Origin of the sequence: Baekduia soli (genome assembly GCF_007970665.1) — a bacterium.
GTDB lineage: Bacteria > Actinomycetota > Thermoleophilia > Solirubrobacterales > Solirubrobacteraceae > Baekduia > Baekduia soli.
Genome location: NZ_CP042430.1, coordinates 602,815 through 621,337, shown reverse-complemented (window position 1 = coordinate 621,337; position 18,523 = coordinate 602,815). Strand labels below are relative to the sequence as shown.

Below are 18,523 nucleotides of genomic sequence, written 5' to 3'. Positions count from 1 at the left end.
TCAGCGCTCGGAGGCCGGACAGGCGATGCGGTAGTCGCAGATCGAGCAGGCCGCATAGGAGGGCGTGGGCTCGAAGCCCTGCCCGAGGATGCCGTCGCCGACCTCCAGCACGGTCTCCGAGATCCACTCGGCGTCACCGCCGTCGTCGGGCAGCGGGACCTTCCGGTCGTCCAACACGTACAGGTAGGACTGGCGGGAGGCCTCCAGGCCCCAGGCCTGCGTCGCGGCCACGGCGTAGAGCGCCAGCTGCACGTCGTCGCGCAGCTGGGCCGCCGTCCGCGGGCGCCCCGTCTTGTAGTCGATGAGCTCGTAGCGGCCGTCGGGCAGCCGGTCGACGCGGTCGACGCGGCCGCGCAGCACGTGTGGGCCGATCTTGAAGGTGAAGGACTTCTCGAACCACATGGGCTCGGCGTCCTCGGCCTGGAAGCGCTGGTGGTAGCGGCGCAGCGCGGTCTCGGCCTTGCCGCGCAGCTGGCGCTCCTCGTCGGTGGCACCGAAGCCGCTGCGCCGCCAGCCCGCCTCCAGCAGGCCCAGCAGCTCGTCGATCGACCGCGGCTGATGGGGGTCGGAGCCCTGGTGGTAGCGCTCGAGCACCTGGTGGACGACGATGCCGAAGCGCTGGTTGATCGTCGGCTCCTGCGGCACCCGGAACACGCGGGCGAACTTGTACTTCAACGGACAGGTGCGGTAGGTCTCGATGTCGGAGGCCGACAGCGCCAGCCCGTCGCCGCGGCGCGGCAGGAACGGCGCGAGCGAGGGCTCGTGGCGCGCGGCGGTCGCGGCGGCGCGCACGCCCGCGTCGCGCTCGGCCCCGAGGAGCACCTCGTCCAGCGACGAGGTCTGCAGGATCTCGCGCTGCTGGCCGGTCGCGGCCTGCAGGATCGCGGCGTTGATGCCGGGCAGCGCGTCGGCGACGGGCTGGCCGGTGGGGCGCGCCAGCAGCGCCGAGAGCTTGAGCAGCTCGAGGTAGCGCGTGACGCCGTGGGCCACGTCGAGGTCGGTGTCCAGGCGCAGCTCGCCCAGGCGCGTGCCGATCTGCTGGACGTCGGCCAGCAGCTCGTCGCGCAGCTGGCCGATCGTGGCGTGCAGCGCCTCGTCGGGTCCGAAGAGCTGCTCCTCGACGTCCTCCCACTCGGCGCCCAGGGCGGCCCGGGCCTCCTCGGCGAACGGCGAGGGATGCTGCGGCGAGCCGCGCTCGGAGGCCACGGCGTAGGCGAGGACCAGGCCCTCCCGGGCGCGCGTCATCGCGACGTGCAGGACGCGCCGCATCTCGGCGAGGTGCTCCTCGCGCGAGTCGCCCTCGCCGGCGTCGCCGAGCAGCTCGGCGGGGATCGGCTCGATGAGCTGGCGCCGGGCGCCGGGCATCCGCGAGGCCTGCAGGCCGCAGACGAAGACGTGGTCGAACTCCAGGCCCTTGGCGGCGTGCAGCGGCAGGACCGCGACCGCGTCGTCGCGGGGCTGGCCCTCGTCCTCGTCCTCGGCGTCGTGCATCCCACCGGCCTCGGCCACCGCGGCGAGCCAGCGCGCGAACTCCCGCGGCGTGGCCTGCGGGGCGCGGCGGGCGTAGGAGGCGGCCAGCTCGCCGACGCGGGCGAGGCTGACGAGGCGCTCGACGACGTCGGCCTGGGCGGCGAAGACCTGCTGGCGGCGCAGGCCCAGGCGCTCGATGAGCCGGTGGACGAAGAGGTCGGGGCGCGTCGTGTCCAGCGCGGCGGCGGCCTGGCGGTGCAGCTTGAGGAAGGCGAGCACGCGCTCGCGTGCCTCGGGCGGCAGCTGGGGCGACTCGGTGGCCGCCACCAGGGCGGACACCATGTCGAGCTTGCGGCGCCGGGCGATCTGGATGCAGCGCGCGAGGTCGACCGCGTGCAGCTCGATCGGCGGGCGGGCGAGGGCGCGCACGACGGCGCCGGCGTCGCCCGGGTCGACGAGGAGCCTCAGCCACGCCAGGACGTCGCGGACCTCGGCCTGCCCGAAGAACGCGGCGGCGCCGGCCAGCCGGTAGGGCAGCGCGCGCTCCTCGAGCGCGACGGCGAGCTCCTGGCCCTCGTTGCGCACGCTGCGCACGAGCACGCCGATCCGCCCGGGGCGCGTGCCCTCGCGCACGAGCCGCTCGACGGCGGCGGCCACGCCCTGGGCCTGGGCGCGGCCCGTCGCGCAGCGCCACAGGCGCACGTCGCCGGCGGCGCCCGAGCCGATGCGGTCGGGCGCCTCGTCGAGCCGGTCGGCGATCGGCGCGACGACGGCCTCGGCGGCGGTCACGATGCGCTCGGGGCAGCGCAGGCTGCGCGAGAGGCGCACGACGTGCACGGGGCGCCCGCCGACCGCGCCCCCGACGAAGGCCTGCAGGCGCGCGGCGACCGCGCGCGGCTCGCCGACGGCCTGGTCGTCGTCGGCGGTCGCGGCCAGGTCGCCGTGCTCGGCGGCGAGCAGCGTGACGACGTGGGCCTGGGCGGGGGTGAGGTCCTCGAGGTCGTCGACGAGGACGTGGCGCCACCGCGCGGCGGTGCGCTCGCGGACGTGAGGCCGGCGCTCGAGCAGCTCCTGGCTGCGCAGCACGAGCTCGCCGAAGTCCAGCAGCCCGTGGGCGAGCAGCAGGCGGTCGTGGGCCTCGAACAGCCCCGCGAACTCGCGCTCGCGCTCGCCGCGCTCGGTGTCGGCGGCCAGCGTCGCAGCCCACTCGGCGAAGCGCCCCGCGCGCACGCCGGCCTCCTTGAGGCGGTCGATCCGGGCCAGCACGGCGCCCAGGACGGCGGCGGGACGGCCGCGCAGGTCGTGGCGGCGCAGCGTCAGCTCGTCGACGCGGTCCAGCAGCAGGGCGAGGCGGTCGGCCGGCGTGGCGGTCACCGCGAACGGGTCGATGCCGGCCTCGAGCGCCTCGTCGCGCAGCAGCCGGGCGCACATCCCGTGCACGGGCAGCACCGGCAGCTCCTCGAACGGCCGGTCGCCCAGCGCGTCGTGGACGCGGGCGTGCAGGGCGTCGGCGGCGGCGGCCGTGCGGGTCAGCAGCAGGATGTCCTCGGGCGCGACGCCCTCGGCCACCAGCGCGGCGAAGCGGGCCACGAGCGCCTGCGTGCGCCCGCTGCCGGCCCCGCCGAGGATGACGAGCGGGCCGCCGCGATGGTCGACCGCGCCCTGCTGGTCGGCGGTCAGGGCCGGGGTGCCCGAGGCCGCGGCCGCGGCCTCCGCGGGCCCGGTCGCAGGCGCCGGCTCGCCCAGGGGCGGGCCCATGGCGCTGCGGGCGTGATGGTCCTCGGGCGTGAACGCACCGGGGGAAGCGGGCACGACCCTAGGATATGGCCCTCATGACCGCCCACCCCGTGCTCGCCCACGACTGGCTCGGTGCCTGTCGGCGCGCGGCCGAGGGACTCAGGTCCGTGCTCCGCGAGCACCCCACCAGCACCGAGCGGGTGGTGGAGACCGGCCTCACCGGCGGGGGCGGCGACCGGACGCTCGTCATCGACGCCGAGGCCGAGCAGCGCGTCATGGACGAGCTGCAGGGGTTGTACGACGCGGGGGCGCGCTTCACCGTCGTGGCCGAGGAGCGCGGCGTGGTCGACTTCGGCGACCCGGGCGTCCTGGTGGTCGTCGACCCCATCGACGGCTCGCTGAACGCCAAGCGCGGGCTGCCGCACCACGCGCTGTCGGTCGCGGTGGCCACCGGACCGACGATGGCCGACGTGGTCTTCGGCTTCGTCCACGACCTCGGGCCGTCGGAGGAGTGGCGCGCCGAGCTCGGCGGCGGCGCGTTCCTCGACGACGTCCGCATCGCCCATCCGCCGCCCGAGCGGCGGCTGCCCGATGGGCGCCTGGAGCTGCTGGCCGTCGAGTCGGCCGACCCGCGCTGGCTGGCGCGCTCCTCCGACGAGCTCGTGCGGTGCACCCGGCGGGTGCGGGCGCTGGGGACGATCGCCGTCTCCATGTGCCAGGTGGCCACGACGCGCGTGGACGGGATGGCCTCCCTGTGGAACTGCCGCGCCGTCGATGCCGCCGCGGCCCAGCTCATCGTGCGCGAGTCCGGCGGGCACGTCGCGTTCGTCGGCTGCGAGGACGGGCCGCTGGCCGCGCCGCTGGACCTCGAGCCCCGCCATCCGGTGGTGGCCGCGCGCTCCCCGGAGTCGCTGGCCCGCCTCATGACCCTGCCGGCGGCCTGAGCATGGACGTCGACTGGAAGCTGGCCGCCCGGATCGCCCGGAGCACCGCGGGCCAGGCGCCCGCCTCCGTGGCGCCCGCGATCCTGCAGGAGCGCGCCGATGCCGCGCGCGACCAGGTCGTCGCGGCCACCGGGCTGGTCCCCGCGGGCGCGCTGCCCACGGTGGAGTGGGTCGACCGCGGGGCGTGGATCGACGCGAACCTGCGGACGATGCGCTCCACGCTGGGTCCCGTGCTGGACCGGGCGCCGTCCACGGGCGGGCCCGCCGCGCTGCAGGCCGCCGTCAGCGCGGTCGTCGCCGCCGAGGTCGGCGGGATGGTGGGGATGTTCGCGCGCCGGGTCCTCGGCCAGTACGAGCTCGACCTCCTCGACGCCTCCGTCGCGCCGCGGCTCATGCTCGTCGGACCCAACCTGGACCGGGCGGCGACCGAGCTGAAGGCCGACCGCGACGAGCTCGTGACGTGGGTCACGCTGCACGAGGTCACCCACGCGGTGCAGTTCGGCTCGGTGCCGTGGCTGCGCGAGCGCCTCGGCGGCACGCTGCGCGAGCTGCTGTCGGCGCTCGACGTGCGGCCCGACCCGCGCGCGCTGCTGCGCCTCGGCGTCGACGACCTCAAGGCGTGGGCCGGGTCGGTGCGCGAGGGCGGCCTGCTCGGCGCGGTGATGGGCAGCGAGCGGCGCCTCCTGCTCGACCGCGTCCAGGGGACGATGGGCCTCGTCGAGGGCCACGCCGAATGGACGATGGACCACGCGGGCGCCGGGGTCCTGGACGACGTCGAGGGGCTGCGCGCGGCGATGGACCGCCGGCGCGAGGACCGGCCCCCGCTGCTGCGGATCCTCGACCGCCTGCTGGGCATCGACCTCAAGATGCGCCAGTACGCCGAGGGCCGCGTGTTCTGCGACGCCGTCGTGGAGGCGCGGGGCACCGACGGCCTGCGCGACGCCTGGGCGGCGCCGGAGCTCGCGCCGTCCAAGGCCGAGCTGGCCGCGCCGGCCGAATGGCTGCGGCGGACCGCGCCGGCGGCCTGAGCCGGGGGCGTCGGCGGCGGGGCGGGCAGGAATGGTCGTCGGCGGGTGACGTGGGTCGTCTCATCCGACTCGGTGGCGGACCAGGCGCCCTGCGTCGACTCCGTGGGTCGCGTGGGGTGTCATATGCACGCTCGGTTCGACCCAGAGTGGTTGGGCCCCCGCGCGCCGCACCGAGAAACGCCCGTTCGCCCCCGAACTCCACCCGAACATCGGTTCGGCCCGTAACCTTCACGACCGCCATGCGTACAAACAGGTGTTCGCTGCTACAGTCTCAGGCGAACGGCACTTAGTTCTAACTTCCTTAGCCCCAGGAGCACACCATGGCCACCACCGCCACCACGCAGCGCAAGACCGCCGCGACGAAGCGCTCGACCGCCGCCAAGAAGGCCGCGGCCACGCGTTCTGCCAACCAGGCCGCCGAGGCCCGCAAGCGCACCACGGCCGCCAAGATGGCCGCCGAGACCCGTCGTGAGCTCGCCAAGACCCCGGTCGACCGCGTGCAGGAGTACGCAGAGCGCGCTGTGCTCGTGCCGCTGGGCGCCACCCTCGTCGCCCGGGACGCCGTCGTCGGCGCCGTCGACGGCCTCCGCACCTCGCTGGGCTCGCGCGCCGCGGCCGAGAAGGAGCTGCAGGTCCGCCGCCGCCGCCTCGAGGCCGAGCTCAAGCGCTTCGAGCGCCGTGGCAGCACCGCCCGCACCCGCTTCGAGCGCGACCTCAAGCAGCGCCGCACGCGCCTGCAGCGCGACGCCAAGTCGCTCGGCAAGCAGGTCTCGACGACGGGCAAGGACGTCACCGCCCAGGCCGACTTCGTCACCTCGCGCGTCGAGAACCTCGTCCAGACGGGCCGCACGGCGGGCCAGAAGGCCGCCACGACGGTCCAGGAGCGCATCGCCTCCGTCGTCTAGCCGCATCCCGCGCCCCGGCGCGGACCTCCTCCCCCCGACGAGCCGCCCACCCGGGCGGCTCGTCGCCGTTGCGGACCTCCGAGCCGCGCCCGCTCACGCCACGGCGCGCAGCAGCGCCGCCGTCGCCGCCGCGACGATCACCACGACCAGGAACGGGGCCCGCAGCAGCAGGGCTGCGGCGGCGGCCGCCAGGCCGGCGGCGCGGGCGTCGAGGGCCAGCGCCGCGCCCGAGGTGAACGTCTGCACCACGACGAGCGCGGCGAGCAGGCAGGCCGGCAGCAGCGTCAGAACGTGCGCCACGGAGGCGCGCGACAGCCATGCGGCCGGCACGAGGTAGCCCGCGAGCTTGAGCCCGTAGCAGGCCGCCGATGCAGCGATGATGGCGCCCAGCGCCGTCATCGCCGCCGCAGCCCGGCCGCCACCGCCACCAGCGCCGCCGCCACGACGGGCAGTCCCACGGGCAGCACGGGCACCAGCGCACCGGCCACGAGCGCCGCCGCGACCGCCACCGCGATGGGCTCGCGCGCCCGCAGCCGCGGCCACAGCAGACCCAGGAACGCCCCGGAGGCCGCGGCGTCCAGCCCATAGCGCCGCGGGTCCCCCAGCGCGTCGCCGGCCAGCGCGCCGACCAGCGTCGCGACGTTCCACCCCGCGTAGATCGTCGCCCCCGTGACCCAGAACCCCAGCCGCCGCGCCGGGCCCGGGGGCTGGGCGACCGCGACCGCCGTCGACTCGTCGATCGTCAGCTGCGCCGCCGCGAGCCGCCGCGCGCCGCGCGGGTGCAGGATCGTGGCCATCGTCAGCCCGTAGATCATGTTGCGGATCCCCAGCAGCGAGGCCGCGCCGACCGCGGCGGCGGCGCTGCCCCCGCCGCCCAGCACGCCGACCAGCGCGAACTGGGAGCCGCCGCTGAACAGCAGCAGCGAGGTCAGGCACGTCTGCCCGACCGACAGCCCCGCCGCGACGCCGAGCGCGCCGAGGCTGACGCCGTACAGGCTGGTCGCCAGGCCGACCGACAGGCCCTGCCGGACGACCGCGCGGCGGGCGAAGGGGTCGATGGTGGGCTCCGGCCCGGCACTGGCCGCCATGCGGGCGGCATGCTAGGCGCACCGGCGGCGTCTGGTGGTGCCCGAGCTTTGCGACAATGGTGCACATGCCGCTTCCCTCCCGCGACGAGATCCAGCAAGCCCTCACGGCCGTCATCGATCCCGAGCTTCACGAGAACATCGTCGAGCTCGGCATGGTCCGCTCGATCGACATCGCCGCCGACGGCGCCGTCGCCGTCACCGTGTCGCTCACCACGCCGGGCTGCCCGATCCGCAGCCACTTCCAGAACGGCGTCACCAAGGCCGTGCAGGACCTCGGCGTCGCGAAGGTCAGCGTGGCCTTCGACGTGCTCAGCGACGCCGAGAAGGGCGACCTGCAGCGCAAGCTCGGCCGCGGCGGCAACCTGCCCAGCGGCGCCCTCGCGCAGGTGCAGAACGTCATCTGCATCGGCTCGGGCAAGGGCGGCGTGGGCAAGTCGACGCTGACGGCCAACCTCGCCGCCGCGCTGGCGGCCGACGGCAAGAAGGTCGGCATCCTGGACGCCGACGTCTGGGGCTACTCCATCCCGCGCATGTTCGGGCTGGGCAGCGACCGCCCGCCGGTCTCGCCGGAGCGCAAGATCCTGCCGCTGGAGTCCCACGGCGTGAAGATCATGTCCATCGGGTTCTTCGTCGCCGAGGACAGCGCGGTGGTCTGGCGCGGGCCCATGCTGCACAAGGCGCTGACCCAGTTCCTGGAGGACGTCGACTGGGGAGAGCTGGACTTCCTGCTCGTCGACCTGCCCCCGGGCACGGGCGACGTCTCGATGACGCTGGCCCAGCTGCTGCCCGACGCGAAGTTCCTGCTCGTCACCACGCCGCAGCCCACGGCGCAGAAGGTCGCCCGGCGCGCTGCCGAGATGGCCCACAAGGTGTCGCTGGACATCGCGGGCGTCGTCGAGAACATGTCCGCGTTCACCACGCCGTCGGGCGAGCGCTTCGCGATCTTCGGCGAGGGCGGCGGCCAGGAGCTGGCCGACGAGCTCGACGTCCCCATGCTCGGCAAGGTGCCGCTGACGATGCCGCTGCGCGAGCAGGCCGACGCGGGCGCGCCGCTGGTCGGCACGAACCCCGACGACCCGGCGGCGCAGGCGATCCGCCAGGCCGCCCGCGGCCTCATCGCGCTCATGCCGATCGCCCTGCCGGTCCTCGCCGCCGCCGCGGCGCCCACGTTGGACGTCATCCCCCCGAAGCCCTCGGGGATGTCGCTGCCGATGGCCGGCTGACACCGCGGCCCCGCCCGGGGCGATCGGGACCGCGTGGCGCCTTGTGTCCCCATCTGGGGACCCAACGCGCCGCGGACTCGGCGATCTGCGACCTGGCGGCAGCCCGGCACGGGGTGGCGGTCCCCCGTGCGGCGCATTGGTGCGGAGGGGACGCCGACCGTCACCGTGCGCCGGCGCGGCGACGAGCTCGATGTCGCCTGGCCCCGAGCGCCCGCGCCCGGGACCCACGGGCGCCCCGTGCGCGGCGTCAGGCCTTCTTGAAGTAGTCCGCGTTGATCTGGACGAACTTGCCCCACTCGTCGGGGACCTGGTCCTCGGCGAAGCAGGCGTCGACCGGGCAGGCCTCGACGCACGCGTCGCAGTCGATGCACTCCTCGGGGTCGATGTAGAGCATCTCGACCGAGTCGTAGTCGGGCTCGTCGGGCGTCGGATGGATGCAGTCGACCGGGCAGACCTCCACGCAGGAGTTGTCCTTGGTGCCGATGCAGGGCTCGGTGATGACGTAGGCCATGTCTCGCGGTCCTCGTGCGGGTTCGACGGGGTGGACGCGGCATTCTGCCAAAGCCGGCCCCGACCGGTCGGGGCGGGGGCGCTGCACAGGTTCCGCCGAGCTTTGACCCCGAGAGCGAGGACTTCGCACCGTCCCCGGCATCCGCCGCGGCGCCGCCGCACAATGCGCGGCGGCCGAGGGAGTCGGCCGCCCTCACCGATGCACGCAACGTCACGAACCTTCACCGAGCCCGTCGCCCCGACGTGCCCGCCGCCGCCGTCACCCCGCGCCGCGCCGCGCCGCCTCGCCACCCGGGCGTGGCTGCTCGCGGACCTGGCCGCGGTCGCGGGCTGCGTCGCGCTCGTCGTCCTGCGCTGAGCGCCCGGCGCGCCGCCTACCCTTGCGGCGATGCTCCTGCTCACGGGTGCCACCGGCCTGGTCGGCTCCACGCTGCTGGCGCGCCTGCTCGCGGACGGCACGCCGGTGCGCTGCCTGGTGCGCGACCCGCGCCGTCTGGGCGCGGACCGCGTGCGCGTGCAGATCGCGCTCGGGGACCTCGCCGACCCGCCGTCGTTCCGCAACGCGCTGCGTGGGGTCACGACCGTCGTGCACCTCGCCGCCGCCATCCGCGACCAGCCGCGCGGGTCCATCGAGGAGCTCAACGGCATCGCGACGTGGCGGCTGGTGCAGGCCGCCGAGCGCGCAGGGGTCCAGCGCTTCATCCACTTCTCCGCGCTCTCGGCCAGCGCCCACGACCGCACGCGCTTCCTGCGCGCCAAGGCCCTGGCCGAGCAGGCCGTCCTGGCCTCCGACCTGCAGCGCCTCGTCCTCGCGCCGTCCCTCGTCTACGCCCCGGGCGACGTGTTCATGACGTTGCTGGGCCACATGGCGCTCGCCCCGGTCGTGCCGGTGAGCGGGCGCGGGCGGGCCCGGTTCGAGCCCATCTGGGCCGCCGACGTCGCCGCGTGCGTCACCGCGCTGATCGCCGGGGGCGGCGACGGGCGCGAGCGCTACGAGCTCGCGGGTCCCGAGGTCGTGACCCACACCGAGCTGGTCCGGCGCCTCCTGCAGGCCGCGGGCCGCCCGCGCCCGCTCGTCCACGTCCCGACGGCGGTCGTCTCGCGGGTCCTGCGGGCGACGGAGGCGATCCTGGGGTCGCGGGCCCCGGCGACGTGGGACCAGGCCGAGCTCATGGAGGTCTCCATGATCAGCGCATGCGGCGTCGCCGACGCCCGAGCGCTCGGCGTCGACCCGCGGCCGATGACCGCGGTGCTGGGCGACAGCTGCTACTCGTGATGGGGTGACGTCCATCCCTCCTCGCTCCACACGCGCGGCGCCGCCGTGCTCGCGGCCCTGGTCATCGGGGCCGCCGGCGGCGCGTTCGCGGGCTGTGGCGGCAGCGATCCGTCGCCCGCCGGCGATGCCGCCGCCCCGCCACCGCCACGACCGCGACGGCGCCGGCCGGGACCGGCACGGCGCCCGCCGGTCCGGCGACCGACATGAGCGCGACCACGCCCGGGGCCGCGACGACGCCCTCGTCGGCGGGTGGCACTGCCGCGCCCACCGCGACGATCACCGCCCCGACGACCCCCGCCACGGGCGGCAGCGCCGCGCCCGACCCGTCGGAGACGACGACCGCGACGAGCCCGACGACGACCGCGACGAGCCCGACGACGACGTCGACCACGGCCGCCGGCAAGCAGGATCCGACGTGCCGGCCCGGCACGGGCCCCGGCCAGGCCGACCCCCAGTGCGAGCCGATCGACGGCCCCGACGCCCAGAACGAGGACCCGCGCTGAGCGACCCGGTCGGGCCGCGGCGCGGGCGCGGGCGCTAGAGCGTCGGGCGCCGGTCGGCCCAGGGGTGGGCGGCCTCGACCTGCGCGGCGAGCGCCAGCAGCTCGCCCTCGCCCGCGGGCTGGCCGATGAGCTGCACGGCCAGCGGCAGCCCGTCCTCGCGCTGGTAGAGCGGCAGCGAGATCGCCGGCTGGCCGCTGATGTTCAGCGCCGGCGTGAACGGCGTGAAGCGCGCCGCCCGCGCCATGGCGCCCAGCGGGTTCTCGGCGTCCATCGGGTCCAGCGTGCCCAGGGGGACGGGCGCCTCGGCCAGCGCGGGGGTCAGCAGGGCGTCGTAGCCCGCGACCCAGCAGATCAGCGCGCGGCCGGCGGCGTGCAGCTGGAACTCGGCCAGCAGCGCGCTGATCGAGTCCACGCTCTTGCACAGCTCGTACAGCGCCCAGCTCAGCGGCTCCATGTCGGCGGCCGTCGGCTCGCGCCCCGTGATCATCGCGGCGAGCCGGATCTGCGTGCACACGGCCGGGCCGAACGACAGCACGAAGGCCTGCTCGAGCGTCGCGTCGACCCACGGCGGGTCGGCCTCGACGACCTCGTGGCCGAGGGACTCGAGCAGCGCCGCGGCGTCCTGGACGGCCTGGACGGCCTCGGCGTCGACCTCGACGTCGGGCACCGGGGGCAGCGTGGTCATCGCGATGCGCCGGCGGCCGGGCTCGCGGCTCGCGGCGACCGCGAACGGCTCGGCCGGCGGCGGCGCCCAGCTCATGTCGCCCAGGGTGGGCCCGGCGAGGAGGTCGAGGAGCTCGGCGGTCTCGCGCACGGTCCGCGTCAGCACCCCGTCCTGGACCAGGAAGGCCTGGCCGATCTCGGGCGCCAGCGAGATGCGCCCGCGCTGGGGCTTGAGCCCGACGAGCCCACAGCAGGCGGCGGGGATGCGCGTCGAGCCGCCGCCGTCGTTGGCGTGGGCGATCGGCACCATGCCCGCCGCCACGGCCGCGGCCGACCCGCCGGAGGAGCCGCCCGTCGTGCGCGACTGGTCCCACGGGTTGCGCGTCGGCCCGAAGCGCGCGGTCTCCGTCGTGGGCAGGATGCCCCACTCCGGCAGCGTCGTCGTGCCGACGATGACGAAGCCCGCCGCCTTCAGGCGTGCGACGACATTGTGGTCGTAGGGCGCGATGAAGTCGCCGGCGAACGCCGAGGCGAAGGTCAGCCGCCGGCCCTGCACGGCGCGGTTGTTCTTGACGGCGATGGGGACGCCCGCGAACGGGCGCGAGTCCTCGGGGCCGATGGCGTCGGCCTCGGCGAGCGCGTCCTGGGCGAACACGTCGACGAAGGCGTTCAGCGAGGGGTTGAGCTCCTCGATGCGGTCCAGCGACGCCTGCACGAGGTCACGGGCGCGCAGGTCGCCGCCGTGGATGAGCGCGGCGAGCTCGTCGACGGGGCGGAGGAGCAGGTCGGACCCTGCGGCGGCGGACATGGGCGGACCCTACCCCGGCGACGTCGGCACCCGCTCCGGGCAACCGTAACCCCATGGAGCGCTATCATGGGGTTATCACCGATCGCGACCTCCCCGCCGACCTCGTCCTGCCCCTCGCCTCCGGCGCCCCCTGGTGGTACTGGTCGGGCGGCCGCCCGGCGGTCGACTTCGTCAACACGCACCGCGAGCGCTGGCGCCGCAGCGTCGAGACCCTCGTCACGCCGGAGGACCTGTCGGCCTGGCTCGTGCGCGCCGGGGTCATGGAGCACCCCGTGGCCGTGCCCGGGTCCGTGCTGCTCGGCGCCCGCGAGCTGCGCGAGGCCATCGACACGCTCATCGTGGCCGGCATCGAGGGCCGCCCGCCGCCCGCGCCGGCCGTGCGCGTCGTCGACGACTGGCTCGTGTTCGCGGGCGCGCGCCCCCAGCTCGTGGCCGACGGCGGCGCGACGCTGTTGACCGAGCGCGCCGCCGCCGACTCGCCCCGCCGCGCGCTGGGCATGGTCGCGCTGGACGCGGCGCGGATGCTCGGCACCGGTGAGCGCGACCGCATGCGCATCTGCGAGTCCGAGACCTGCAGCGGGCGCTTCTTCGACCGTTCCCCGGCGGGCCGCCGGCGCTGGTGCTCCATGCGCACCTGCGGCAACGAGGCCAAGGCCCGCCGCCACCGCGCGCGTGAGCGTCAACGAACCCAGGAGCCAGCATGAGCAACGTCATCGAGGGAGTGCAGTCGGGTCTGGAGGGCGTGGTCGCGTTCGCGACCGAGATCGCCGAGCCCGACAAGGAGGGTGGCGCGCTGCGCTACCGCGGGGTCGACATCGAGGACCTCGTCGGCGCCGTGCCCTACGAGCAGGTCTGGGGCCTGCTCGTCGACGACGCGCTCGCACCCGGCCTGGCCCCGGCCGAGCAGCATCCGCTGACCGTCCGCTCGGGCGACTCGCGCGTCGACGTCCAAGCCGCGATCGCCGCGCTGGCCCCCGAGTGGGGCTTCCGCCAGCTCATCGACATCAGCGACGAGCAGGCGCGCGACGACCTCGCCCGCGCCTCGGCGATGGCCCTGAGCTTCGTGGCCCAGAGCGCCCGCGGGCTCGGCCGCCCGTGGGTCCCGCAGTCCGAGGTCGACCGGGGCTCGACGCTGGCCGAGCGCTTTCTCATCCGCTGGCGCGGCGAGGCCCATCCCGACCACGCCAAGGCCATCGACGCCTATTGGATCTCGGCCGCCGAGCACGGCATGAACGCCTCGACGTTCACCGCGCGCGTCGTGGCGTCCACGGGCGCCGACGTCGCCGCGGCCCTGTCGGCCGCCATCGGCGCGCTGAGCGGTCCGCTGCATGGCGGTGCGCCCTCGCGCGTGCTGAAGATGCTCGACGAGGTCCAGGAGCTCGGCGACGCCGACCGCTGGGTCAAGGACGCGCTGGATCGCGGCGAGCGCCTCATGGGCTTCGGCCATCGCGTCTACCGGGCCGAGGACCCGCGGGCCCGTGTGCTGCGCCGCACCGCGCAGGAGATCGGCTCGGAGCGCTACGCGGTCGCCGAGGCCCTCGAGAAGGCCGCCCTGGCCGAGCTGGCCGCGCGGCGCCCCGACCGCGTGCTGGCCACGAACGTCGAGTTCTGGTCGGCCGTCGTGCTCGACACCGCCGAGGTGCCGCCGGAGCTGTTCACCCCGATGTTCACCTGCGCGCGCGTGGCGGGCTGGTCGGCCCACATCCTCGAGCAGAAGCGCGAGGCGCGGCTCATCCGCCCGACCGCGCTGTACGCCGGCCACGCGCCGCGGCCGCTCCCGGCCTAGGTAGGACCCTCCGGCGTTGACATACCGGACGGTATGCGAATACCGTCCGGTACGTCATGGCAACCGCGACGATCCCCGGCCCGCGCATGCCGCGGGCCATGCAGACCCTCGGCTGGACAAGCCGCCCGCTCCCGTTCGTGGAGCGGGCCCACGCCGCCTTCGGCGACGTCTTCCGCATCAAGATCGGGCGCGACACGTTCGTCGTGCTCGCCGACCCCGCCGACGTCAAGCAGGTCTTCACCGGCGACCCGGCCGTCTACCACGCCGGCGAGGCCAACATCATCCTGTTGCCCTTCCTGGGGCACAAGTCGGTGCTGCTCCTCGACGACGCCGCCCACCTCTCGCAGCGCAAGCTCCTGCTGCCGCCCTTCCACGGCGGGAAGATGCGCCGCCACGTCGGGCTCATGCGCGAGATCGCCGAGCGCGAGATCGCCGGGTGGCCCACGGGGGTGCCGTTCGCCGTCCAGCCCCGCATGCAGGCCCTCACCCTCGAGGTCATCATGCGCATCGTCTTCGGCGTCGACGAGGGCGATCCGCGCCTGGCCCGCCTGCGCACCCGGCTGACGCACTTCCTCGAGACGACGGCCACGCCGAGGGAGATGCGCCGGCTGCTGGTCAACGGGCCGATCCGGGCCGAGCGCCGCCGGATCTTCGCCTCCCTCCTGGACCCCGTCGACGCGGTCATCGCCGAGGTCATCGCCGACCACCGCCGCCGCGACGACCTCGCCGACCGCGACGACGTCCTGTCCATGCTGCTGCTCGCCCGCCACGACGACGGCAGCCCGATGGACGACGCCGAGCTGCGCGACGAGCTCGTCACGCTGCTCGTCGCCGGGCACGAGACGACGGCGACCGCGCTGGCCTGGGCGGTCGAGCGGCTCACGCGCCACCGGGCAGCACTCGAGCGCCTGACCGAGGAGGCGCGCGCCGGCGGCGAGGAGTACGTGGACGCCGTCATCCGCGAGACGCTGCGCCTGCGCCCGGTGCTGCCGTTCGTCGGGCGCCGGCTCACGCAGCCCCAGACCATCGGCGGGATCGCGATGCCGGCCGGCACGAAGGTGGCGCCGAGCATCCACCTCGTGCACCGGCGCGGCGACCTCTACCCCGAGCCGATGGCCTTCCGGCCCGAGCGCTGGCTGGGGGTGCGGACCAACCCCTACACCTTCCTGCCCTTCGGCGGCGGGGTCCGCCGCTGCCTGGGCGCGAGCTTCGCCGAGACCGAGCTGCGGGCGGTCCTCGGCGTCCTGGTCTCGCAGGTCCGGCTGGCGCCGTCGCAGCCGGCCAACGAGCACGTCGGGCGCCGGGTCATCACGCTCGTGCCCGACCGTGGCGGCGAGGTCGTGGCCACGCGGGTCGCGCCGGACGTCGCGATGCCGTCGGCCGCGTGACCCGCGCCGCCGGGGTCCCGACCCGCAAGCAGCGCCAGGAGCACACGCGGCGCTGCCTGCTCGACGCGGCCGCGCGCGTCTTCGCGCGCCGGGGCCTCGCGCAGGCCTCGGTCGACGAGGTCGCCGCCGACGCCGGCTTCACCAAGGGGGCCGTGTACGCGAACTTCGCCTCCAAGGAGGAGCTCTTCCTGGAGATGATGGACGTGCGCTTCGCCGCGCGCCTGGCCGAGCTGGACCGCGCGCTGTCGACGGACGAGGCGCCCGTGGAGCAGGCGCGCGCGGCGGGGCGCGACTTCGTGGAGCACCTCAACCTGGACCCCGAGTGGTCGCGGCTGTTCATCGAGGCCGGGCTGCACGCCTCGCGCGACGCGACGTTCCGCGCTCAGCTCCTGCCGCGCTACGCCGCGATGCGCGAGCGGATGGCCGAGCTGCTGCGCCGGCGCGGCGAGGCCGGCGGCCTCGATCCCGGGGTGCCGTACGAGCAGCTGGCGACGATGGTCCTGGCGATGGCCAACGGGGTCGCCTTCGAGCGCCTCGTGCAGCCCGACACCGTGCCCGACGAGCTGTTCTCGTCGATGCTCGGATTGTTCACGATCGGGGCGGCCGGGGGCGCGCGGGCGCCGCGCTAGGGTTCGCAGGCATGCCCGGTCCCGACAACGGCATCGAGGTCCGCGGACTGGTTCGGGAGTTCAAGGGCGGCATCCGCGCCGTCGACGGGATCGACCTCGAGGTCGCCCCCGGCGAGATCTACGGCTTCCTGGGGCCCAACGGGGCGGGCAAGTCCACGACGGTGCACATGCTCACGACGCTGCTGCCGCCCACCGCGGGCAGCGCACGCGTCGCGGGCCTCGACGTCGCCACCCAGGGCCCCGCGGTGCGCCGGCGCATCGGCGCGGCGCTGCAGGAGGCCGCGCTCGACGCCTACCTGACCGGGCGCGAGCACTTCGACCTCCAGGGCGGCCTGCACGGCATGGGCCGGGCGCTGCGGCGCAAGCGCGCCGTGGAGCTGCTCGCGCGGGTCGGGCTGACGGAGGCGGCCGACCGCAAGGTCGGCGGCTACTCGGGCGGGATGAAGCGCCGGCTGGACCTCGCGCTCGCGCTCGTGCACCACCCGTCGATCCTGTTCCTCGACGAGCCCACCACGGGCCTGGACCCCCAGAGCCGCAGCGCCCTCTGGGAGGAGGTGCGCCGCCTGGCCACCGACGACGGCGTGACCGTCTTCCTCACGACGCAGTACCTCGAGGAGGCCGACGTCCTGGCCGACCGCATCGCGATCATCGACCGCGGCCGCATCGTCGCCGAGGGCACGCCCGAGGCGCTCAAGGCCGAGATCGGCGCCTCGACCGTCGAGGTCCGGCCCGCCGACGCCGCGCGCCGCGCCGACGCCGCGCGCGTCCTGGCCGGCTTCGGCGACGAGGCCGGCGCCTCGCCGGCGGGCGTCGCGGCTCGGCTGGCCGGCGGCCCTCAGGCGCTGGCCGAGGTCGTCCGCGCACTGGACGCCGAGGGGATCGTCGTGGCCAGCCTCGCCCTGCACCAGCCCTCGCTGGACGACGTGTTCCTGGCCAAGACCGGCCGCTCGCTGGAGGGCGCCGGGGCCGCGGCGGGCGACGAGGACGGCGAGCAGGTGGGGGCCGCGTGAGCGGCGGCCTGCTGGGCGAGGTCGGGCTGCTGGCGCGCCGCTCGGTGCGCCGCACGCTGCGCCAGCCCGCGCTCGTGGTGCCCACGATCGTCTTCCCCCTGTTCCTGCTGGCCGTCAACGCCAGCGGCCTGTCGTCGGCCACGAAGATCCCCGGGTTCCCGACGAAGGACTACCTGGACTTCGCGATCACCGTGCCGTTCATGCAGGGCGCGCTGTTCTCGTCGACGACCGCCGGCACCGAGCTGGCCAACGACATCGAGACGGGCTTCCTGAACCGCCTGCAGCTCACGCCGCTGCGCGGCGGCGCGCTGCTCATCGGCCAGATGGCCGGAGCGCTGCTCATGGCGCTCGTCGGGTCGCTGGCCTACCTCGCCGTCGGCCTGGCCCTCGGCGTCGACTTCCGCTCGGGCGTGGCCGGCGTGCTCGTGCTGCTCGTCCTCGCGCTGCTCGTCGCGCTCGCGTTCGCGTCGATCGGCGCGTTCTTCGCCGCCCAGAGCGGCTCCTCGCAGGCCGTGCAGGGCCTGTTCCCGCTGATCTTCGTCCTGTTCTTCCTGTCGTCGATGAGCCTGCCCCGCGACCTCATCGCGGTGGGCTGGTTCCGCACCGTCGCCTCCTGGAACCCCGTGTCCTACCTCGTCGAGGGGCTGCGCAGCCTGGTCATCACGGGATGGGACGGCACCGCGCTGTGGCGCGGGTTCGCCGCCGGGATCGCCATCGCGGTGCTGGGCCTGTGGGCGGCCTCGCGCGGCCTGGCCACGCGGATGGAGCGCACGTGACGGCGCTGCGCGGGTCCCTGCACGTGGCCCTGGCGGTCTTCCGCCGCTACATGCTCACGGCCATCAAGAACCCGGCGCTGTTCATCCCCGCCATGCTGTTCCCGCTGTTGTTCCTGGTGTCCTTCGCCGGCGGCCTGTCGCGCGTCGCCGACGTGCCCGGCTTCGACTTCCCGTCGGGCTACACGTCGTTCCAGTTCGTGTTCGTCTTCCTGCAGTCGGCCGCGTTCGGCGGCGTGTTCACCGGCTTCGCGGTGGCCTTCGACTTCGAGAACGGCTTCGCGCGGCGGCTGCTGCTGGCCGCGCCGCACCGCTCGGGGCTCGTGCTCGGCTACGTCCTGTCGGCCATCGGACGCTTCGCGCTGACCGGCGTGGCGGTGACGGTCGCGGGCCTGGTCGGCGGGATGCGGATCGACGGCTCGGGCGTCGACCTCGTGGGGCTGCTGGGCCTGGCGATCATCCTCAACGCCGCCGCGACGCTGTGGGCCGTCGGCATCGCGCTGCGGGCCAAGACCGTGCAGGCGGGGCCGGTCATGCAGATCCCGATCTTCCTCGTGCTGTTCCTCGCCCCGGTGTACGTCCCGCTGGACCTGCTGACGGGCTGGATCGAGGCGGTCGCCTCCTGGAATCCGCTCACGGCGATCGTCGAGGCGGGCCGGGGCTTCATCTCCGGGCAGCCCACGAGCGTCGCGCTGTCCTTCGGATGCGCCGTGGGGCTCACCGCGGTGCTGACGGCGTGGGCGATGACGGGGCTGCGCCGCGTGGAGCGCGGCGTATGACTC

The 18,523-nt window shown here is 75.3% G+C and carries 19 protein-coding genes; 14 read left to right on the top strand and 5 right to left on the bottom strand.

What is annotated here, in order from left to right; genetic code table 11:
- Nucleotides 1-3,282 (bottom strand): ATP-dependent helicase, encoded by a 3,282-nt coding sequence (locus FSW04_RS02775; RefSeq protein ID WP_146916010.1) that lies wholly within the window; start codon nucleotides 3,280-3,282, stop codon nucleotides 1-3.
- A gap of 20 nt (nucleotides 3,283-3,302) precedes the next feature.
- Here FSW04_RS02775 and FSW04_RS02770 point away from each other — a divergent pair, with 20 nt between their 5' ends.
- The 3 genes from FSW04_RS02770 to FSW04_RS02760 all read left to right on the top strand — a co-directional run bounded on the left by FSW04_RS02770 (nucleotide 3,303) and on the right by FSW04_RS02760 (nucleotide 6,084).
- Nucleotides 3,303-4,151, top strand: coding sequence for an inositol monophosphatase family protein (locus tag FSW04_RS02770; protein WP_187369192.1), 849 nt, complete (start codon nucleotides 3,303-3,305; stop codon nucleotides 4,149-4,151).
- A 2-nt stretch (nucleotides 4,152-4,153) separates the two neighbouring features.
- The gene (locus FSW04_RS02765) at nucleotides 4,154-5,179 is read left to right on the top strand and encodes a zinc-dependent metalloprotease (RefSeq protein WP_146916006.1); all 1,026 of its coding nucleotides are present in this window, start codon (nucleotides 4,154-4,156) and stop codon (nucleotides 5,177-5,179) included.
- Between the two features lie 320 nt (nucleotides 5,180-5,499).
- The gene (locus tag FSW04_RS02760) at nucleotides 5,500-6,084 is read left to right on the top strand and encodes a hypothetical protein (RefSeq protein ID WP_146916000.1); all 585 of its coding nucleotides are present in this window, start codon (nucleotides 5,500-5,502) and stop codon (nucleotides 6,082-6,084) included.
- 93 nt (nucleotides 6,085-6,177) lie between these two features.
- On the opposite strand, the gene FSW04_RS25580 is transcribed toward FSW04_RS02760, so the two are convergent.
- Together FSW04_RS25580 and FSW04_RS02755 are read right to left on the bottom strand one after the other, a co-directional pair.
- Nucleotides 6,178-6,483, bottom strand: coding sequence for an AzlD domain-containing protein (locus FSW04_RS25580; RefSeq protein WP_187369191.1), 306 nt, complete (start codon nucleotides 6,481-6,483; stop codon nucleotides 6,178-6,180).
- The gene (locus tag FSW04_RS02755) at nucleotides 6,480-7,172 is read right to left on the bottom strand and encodes an AzlC family ABC transporter permease (protein WP_187369190.1); all 693 of its coding nucleotides are present in this window, start codon (nucleotides 7,170-7,172) and stop codon (nucleotides 6,480-6,482) included. Before FSW04_RS02755 ends, FSW04_RS25580 begins: the two co-directional genes overlap by 4 nt.
- A 65-nt stretch (nucleotides 7,173-7,237) precedes the next feature.
- On the opposite strand from FSW04_RS02755, the gene FSW04_RS02750 reads away from it, so the two are divergent.
- Nucleotides 7,238-8,395 carry an Mrp/NBP35 family ATP-binding protein gene (locus FSW04_RS02750; protein WP_228430829.1) on the top strand — a complete coding sequence of 386 codons (1,158 nt, stop codon included), beginning with the start codon at nucleotides 7,238-7,240 and terminating at the stop codon, nucleotides 8,393-8,395.
- A 247-nt stretch (nucleotides 8,396-8,642) separates the two neighbouring features.
- On the opposite strand, the gene FSW04_RS02745 is transcribed toward FSW04_RS02750, so the two are convergent.
- Nucleotides 8,643-8,906 (bottom strand): 4Fe-4S dicluster domain-containing protein, encoded by a 264-nt coding sequence (locus tag FSW04_RS02745; protein ID WP_146915995.1) that lies wholly within the window; start codon nucleotides 8,904-8,906, stop codon nucleotides 8,643-8,645.
- A gap of 198 nt (nucleotides 8,907-9,104) precedes the next feature.
- On the opposite strand from FSW04_RS02745, the gene FSW04_RS25575 reads away from it, so the two are divergent.
- The 3 genes from FSW04_RS25575 to FSW04_RS25570 all read left to right on the top strand — a co-directional run bounded on the left by FSW04_RS25575 (nucleotide 9,105) and on the right by FSW04_RS25570 (nucleotide 10,684).
- Nucleotides 9,105-9,263 carry a hypothetical protein gene (locus FSW04_RS25575; protein WP_187369189.1) on the top strand — a complete coding sequence of 53 codons (159 nt, stop codon included), beginning with the start codon at nucleotides 9,105-9,107 and terminating at the stop codon, nucleotides 9,261-9,263.
- Between the two features lie 30 nt (nucleotides 9,264-9,293).
- On the top strand, nucleotides 9,294-10,181 hold the full coding sequence (locus FSW04_RS02740) for an NAD(P)H-binding protein (RefSeq protein ID WP_146915993.1): 888 nt from the start codon (nucleotides 9,294-9,296) through the stop codon (nucleotides 10,179-10,181).
- A 203-nt stretch (nucleotides 10,182-10,384) separates the two neighbouring features.
- Nucleotides 10,385-10,684, top strand: coding sequence for a hypothetical protein (locus FSW04_RS25570; RefSeq protein ID WP_187369188.1), 300 nt, complete (start codon nucleotides 10,385-10,387; stop codon nucleotides 10,682-10,684).
- A 34-nt stretch (nucleotides 10,685-10,718) separates the two neighbouring features.
- Here FSW04_RS25570 and FSW04_RS02730 read toward each other — a convergent pair whose 3' ends face one another.
- Nucleotides 10,719-12,155, bottom strand: a complete 1,437-nt coding sequence (locus FSW04_RS02730; protein WP_146915990.1) for an amidase — start codon at nucleotides 12,153-12,155, stop codon at nucleotides 10,719-10,721.
- Nucleotides 12,156-12,208: 53 nt separating this feature from the next.
- On the opposite strand from FSW04_RS02730, the gene FSW04_RS02725 reads away from it, so the two are divergent.
- The 7 genes from FSW04_RS02725 to FSW04_RS02695 are packed head-to-tail and all read left to right on the top strand — an operon-like array spanning nucleotide 12,209 to nucleotide 18,520.
- Nucleotides 12,209-12,859, top strand: coding sequence for a CGNR zinc finger domain-containing protein (locus FSW04_RS02725; RefSeq protein ID WP_146915988.1), 651 nt, complete (start codon nucleotides 12,209-12,211; stop codon nucleotides 12,857-12,859).
- A complete protein-coding gene (locus FSW04_RS02720; protein ID WP_146915986.1) occupies nucleotides 12,856-13,941 on the top strand; it encodes a citrate synthase 2 in 1,086 nt (361 codons plus the stop codon). Before FSW04_RS02725 ends, FSW04_RS02720 begins: the two co-directional genes overlap by 4 nt.
- 56 nt (nucleotides 13,942-13,997) lie before the next feature.
- A complete protein-coding gene (locus FSW04_RS02715) occupies nucleotides 13,998-15,329 on the top strand; it encodes a cytochrome P450 (RefSeq protein ID WP_146915984.1) in 1,332 nt (443 codons plus the stop codon).
- Nucleotides 15,326-15,958, top strand: coding sequence for a TetR/AcrR family transcriptional regulator (locus FSW04_RS02710; protein WP_146915982.1), 633 nt, complete (start codon nucleotides 15,326-15,328; stop codon nucleotides 15,956-15,958). Before FSW04_RS02715 ends, FSW04_RS02710 begins: the two co-directional genes overlap by 4 nt.
- An 11-nt stretch (nucleotides 15,959-15,969) precedes the next feature.
- A complete protein-coding gene (locus tag FSW04_RS02705; RefSeq protein WP_146915979.1) occupies nucleotides 15,970-16,968 on the top strand; it encodes an ATP-binding cassette domain-containing protein in 999 nt (332 codons plus the stop codon).
- Nucleotides 16,965-17,744 carry an ABC transporter permease gene (locus tag FSW04_RS02700; RefSeq protein ID WP_146915976.1) on the top strand — a complete coding sequence of 260 codons (780 nt, stop codon included), beginning with the start codon at nucleotides 16,965-16,967 and terminating at the stop codon, nucleotides 17,742-17,744. Before FSW04_RS02705 ends, FSW04_RS02700 begins: the two co-directional genes overlap by 4 nt.
- Nucleotides 17,741-18,520: an ABC transporter permease gene (locus FSW04_RS02695; RefSeq protein WP_187369187.1), complete on the top strand. Its 780-nt coding sequence runs from the start codon at nucleotides 17,741-17,743 to the stop codon at nucleotides 18,518-18,520. The genes FSW04_RS02700 and FSW04_RS02695 overlap by 4 nt, the downstream gene beginning before the upstream one ends.
- The last annotated feature ends 3 nt before the right edge of the window (nucleotides 18,521-18,523 follow it).

What these genes read in the sequence shown, in the direction of transcription:
- FSW04_RS02770 (WP_187369192.1), top strand. Translation starts at nt 3,303, where the DNA reads ATGACCGCCCACCCCGTGCTCGCCCACGACTGGCTCGGTGCCTGTCGG.
- FSW04_RS02765 (WP_146916006.1), top strand. Translation starts at nt 4,154, where the DNA reads ATGGACGTCGACTGGAAGCTGGCCGCCCGGATCGCCCGGAGCACCGCG.
- FSW04_RS02760 (WP_146916000.1), top strand. Translation starts at nt 5,500, where the DNA reads ATGGCCACCACCGCCACCACGCAGCGCAAGACCGCCGCGACGAAGCGC.
- FSW04_RS25580 (WP_187369191.1), bottom strand. Translation starts at nt 6,483, where the DNA reads ATGACGGCGCTGGGCGCCATCATCGCTGCATCGGCGGCCTGCTACGGG.
- FSW04_RS02755 (WP_187369190.1), bottom strand. Translation starts at nt 7,172, where the DNA reads ATGGCGGCCAGTGCCGGGCCGGAGCCCACCATCGACCCCTTCGCCCGC.
- FSW04_RS02750 (WP_228430829.1), top strand. Translation starts at nt 7,238, where the DNA reads ATGCCGCTTCCCTCCCGCGACGAGATCCAGCAAGCCCTCACGGCCGTC.
- FSW04_RS02745 (WP_146915995.1), bottom strand. Translation starts at nt 8,906, where the DNA reads ATGGCCTACGTCATCACCGAGCCCTGCATCGGCACCAAGGACAACTCC.
- FSW04_RS25575 (WP_187369189.1), top strand. Translation starts at nt 9,105, where the DNA reads ATGCACGCAACGTCACGAACCTTCACCGAGCCCGTCGCCCCGACGTGC.
- FSW04_RS02740 (WP_146915993.1), top strand. Translation starts at nt 9,294, where the DNA reads ATGCTCCTGCTCACGGGTGCCACCGGCCTGGTCGGCTCCACGCTGCTG.
- FSW04_RS25570 (WP_187369188.1), top strand. Translation starts at nt 10,385, where the DNA reads ATGAGCGCGACCACGCCCGGGGCCGCGACGACGCCCTCGTCGGCGGGT.
- FSW04_RS02730 (WP_146915990.1), bottom strand. Translation starts at nt 12,155, where the DNA reads ATGTCCGCCGCCGCAGGGTCCGACCTGCTCCTCCGCCCCGTCGACGAG.
- FSW04_RS02725 (WP_146915988.1), top strand. Translation starts at nt 12,209, where the DNA reads ATGGAGCGCTATCATGGGGTTATCACCGATCGCGACCTCCCCGCCGAC.
- FSW04_RS02720 (WP_146915986.1), top strand. Translation starts at nt 12,856, where the DNA reads ATGAGCAACGTCATCGAGGGAGTGCAGTCGGGTCTGGAGGGCGTGGTC.
- FSW04_RS02715 (WP_146915984.1), top strand. Translation starts at nt 13,998, where the DNA reads ATGGCAACCGCGACGATCCCCGGCCCGCGCATGCCGCGGGCCATGCAG.
- FSW04_RS02705 (WP_146915979.1), top strand. Translation starts at nt 15,970, where the DNA reads ATGCCCGGTCCCGACAACGGCATCGAGGTCCGCGGACTGGTTCGGGAG.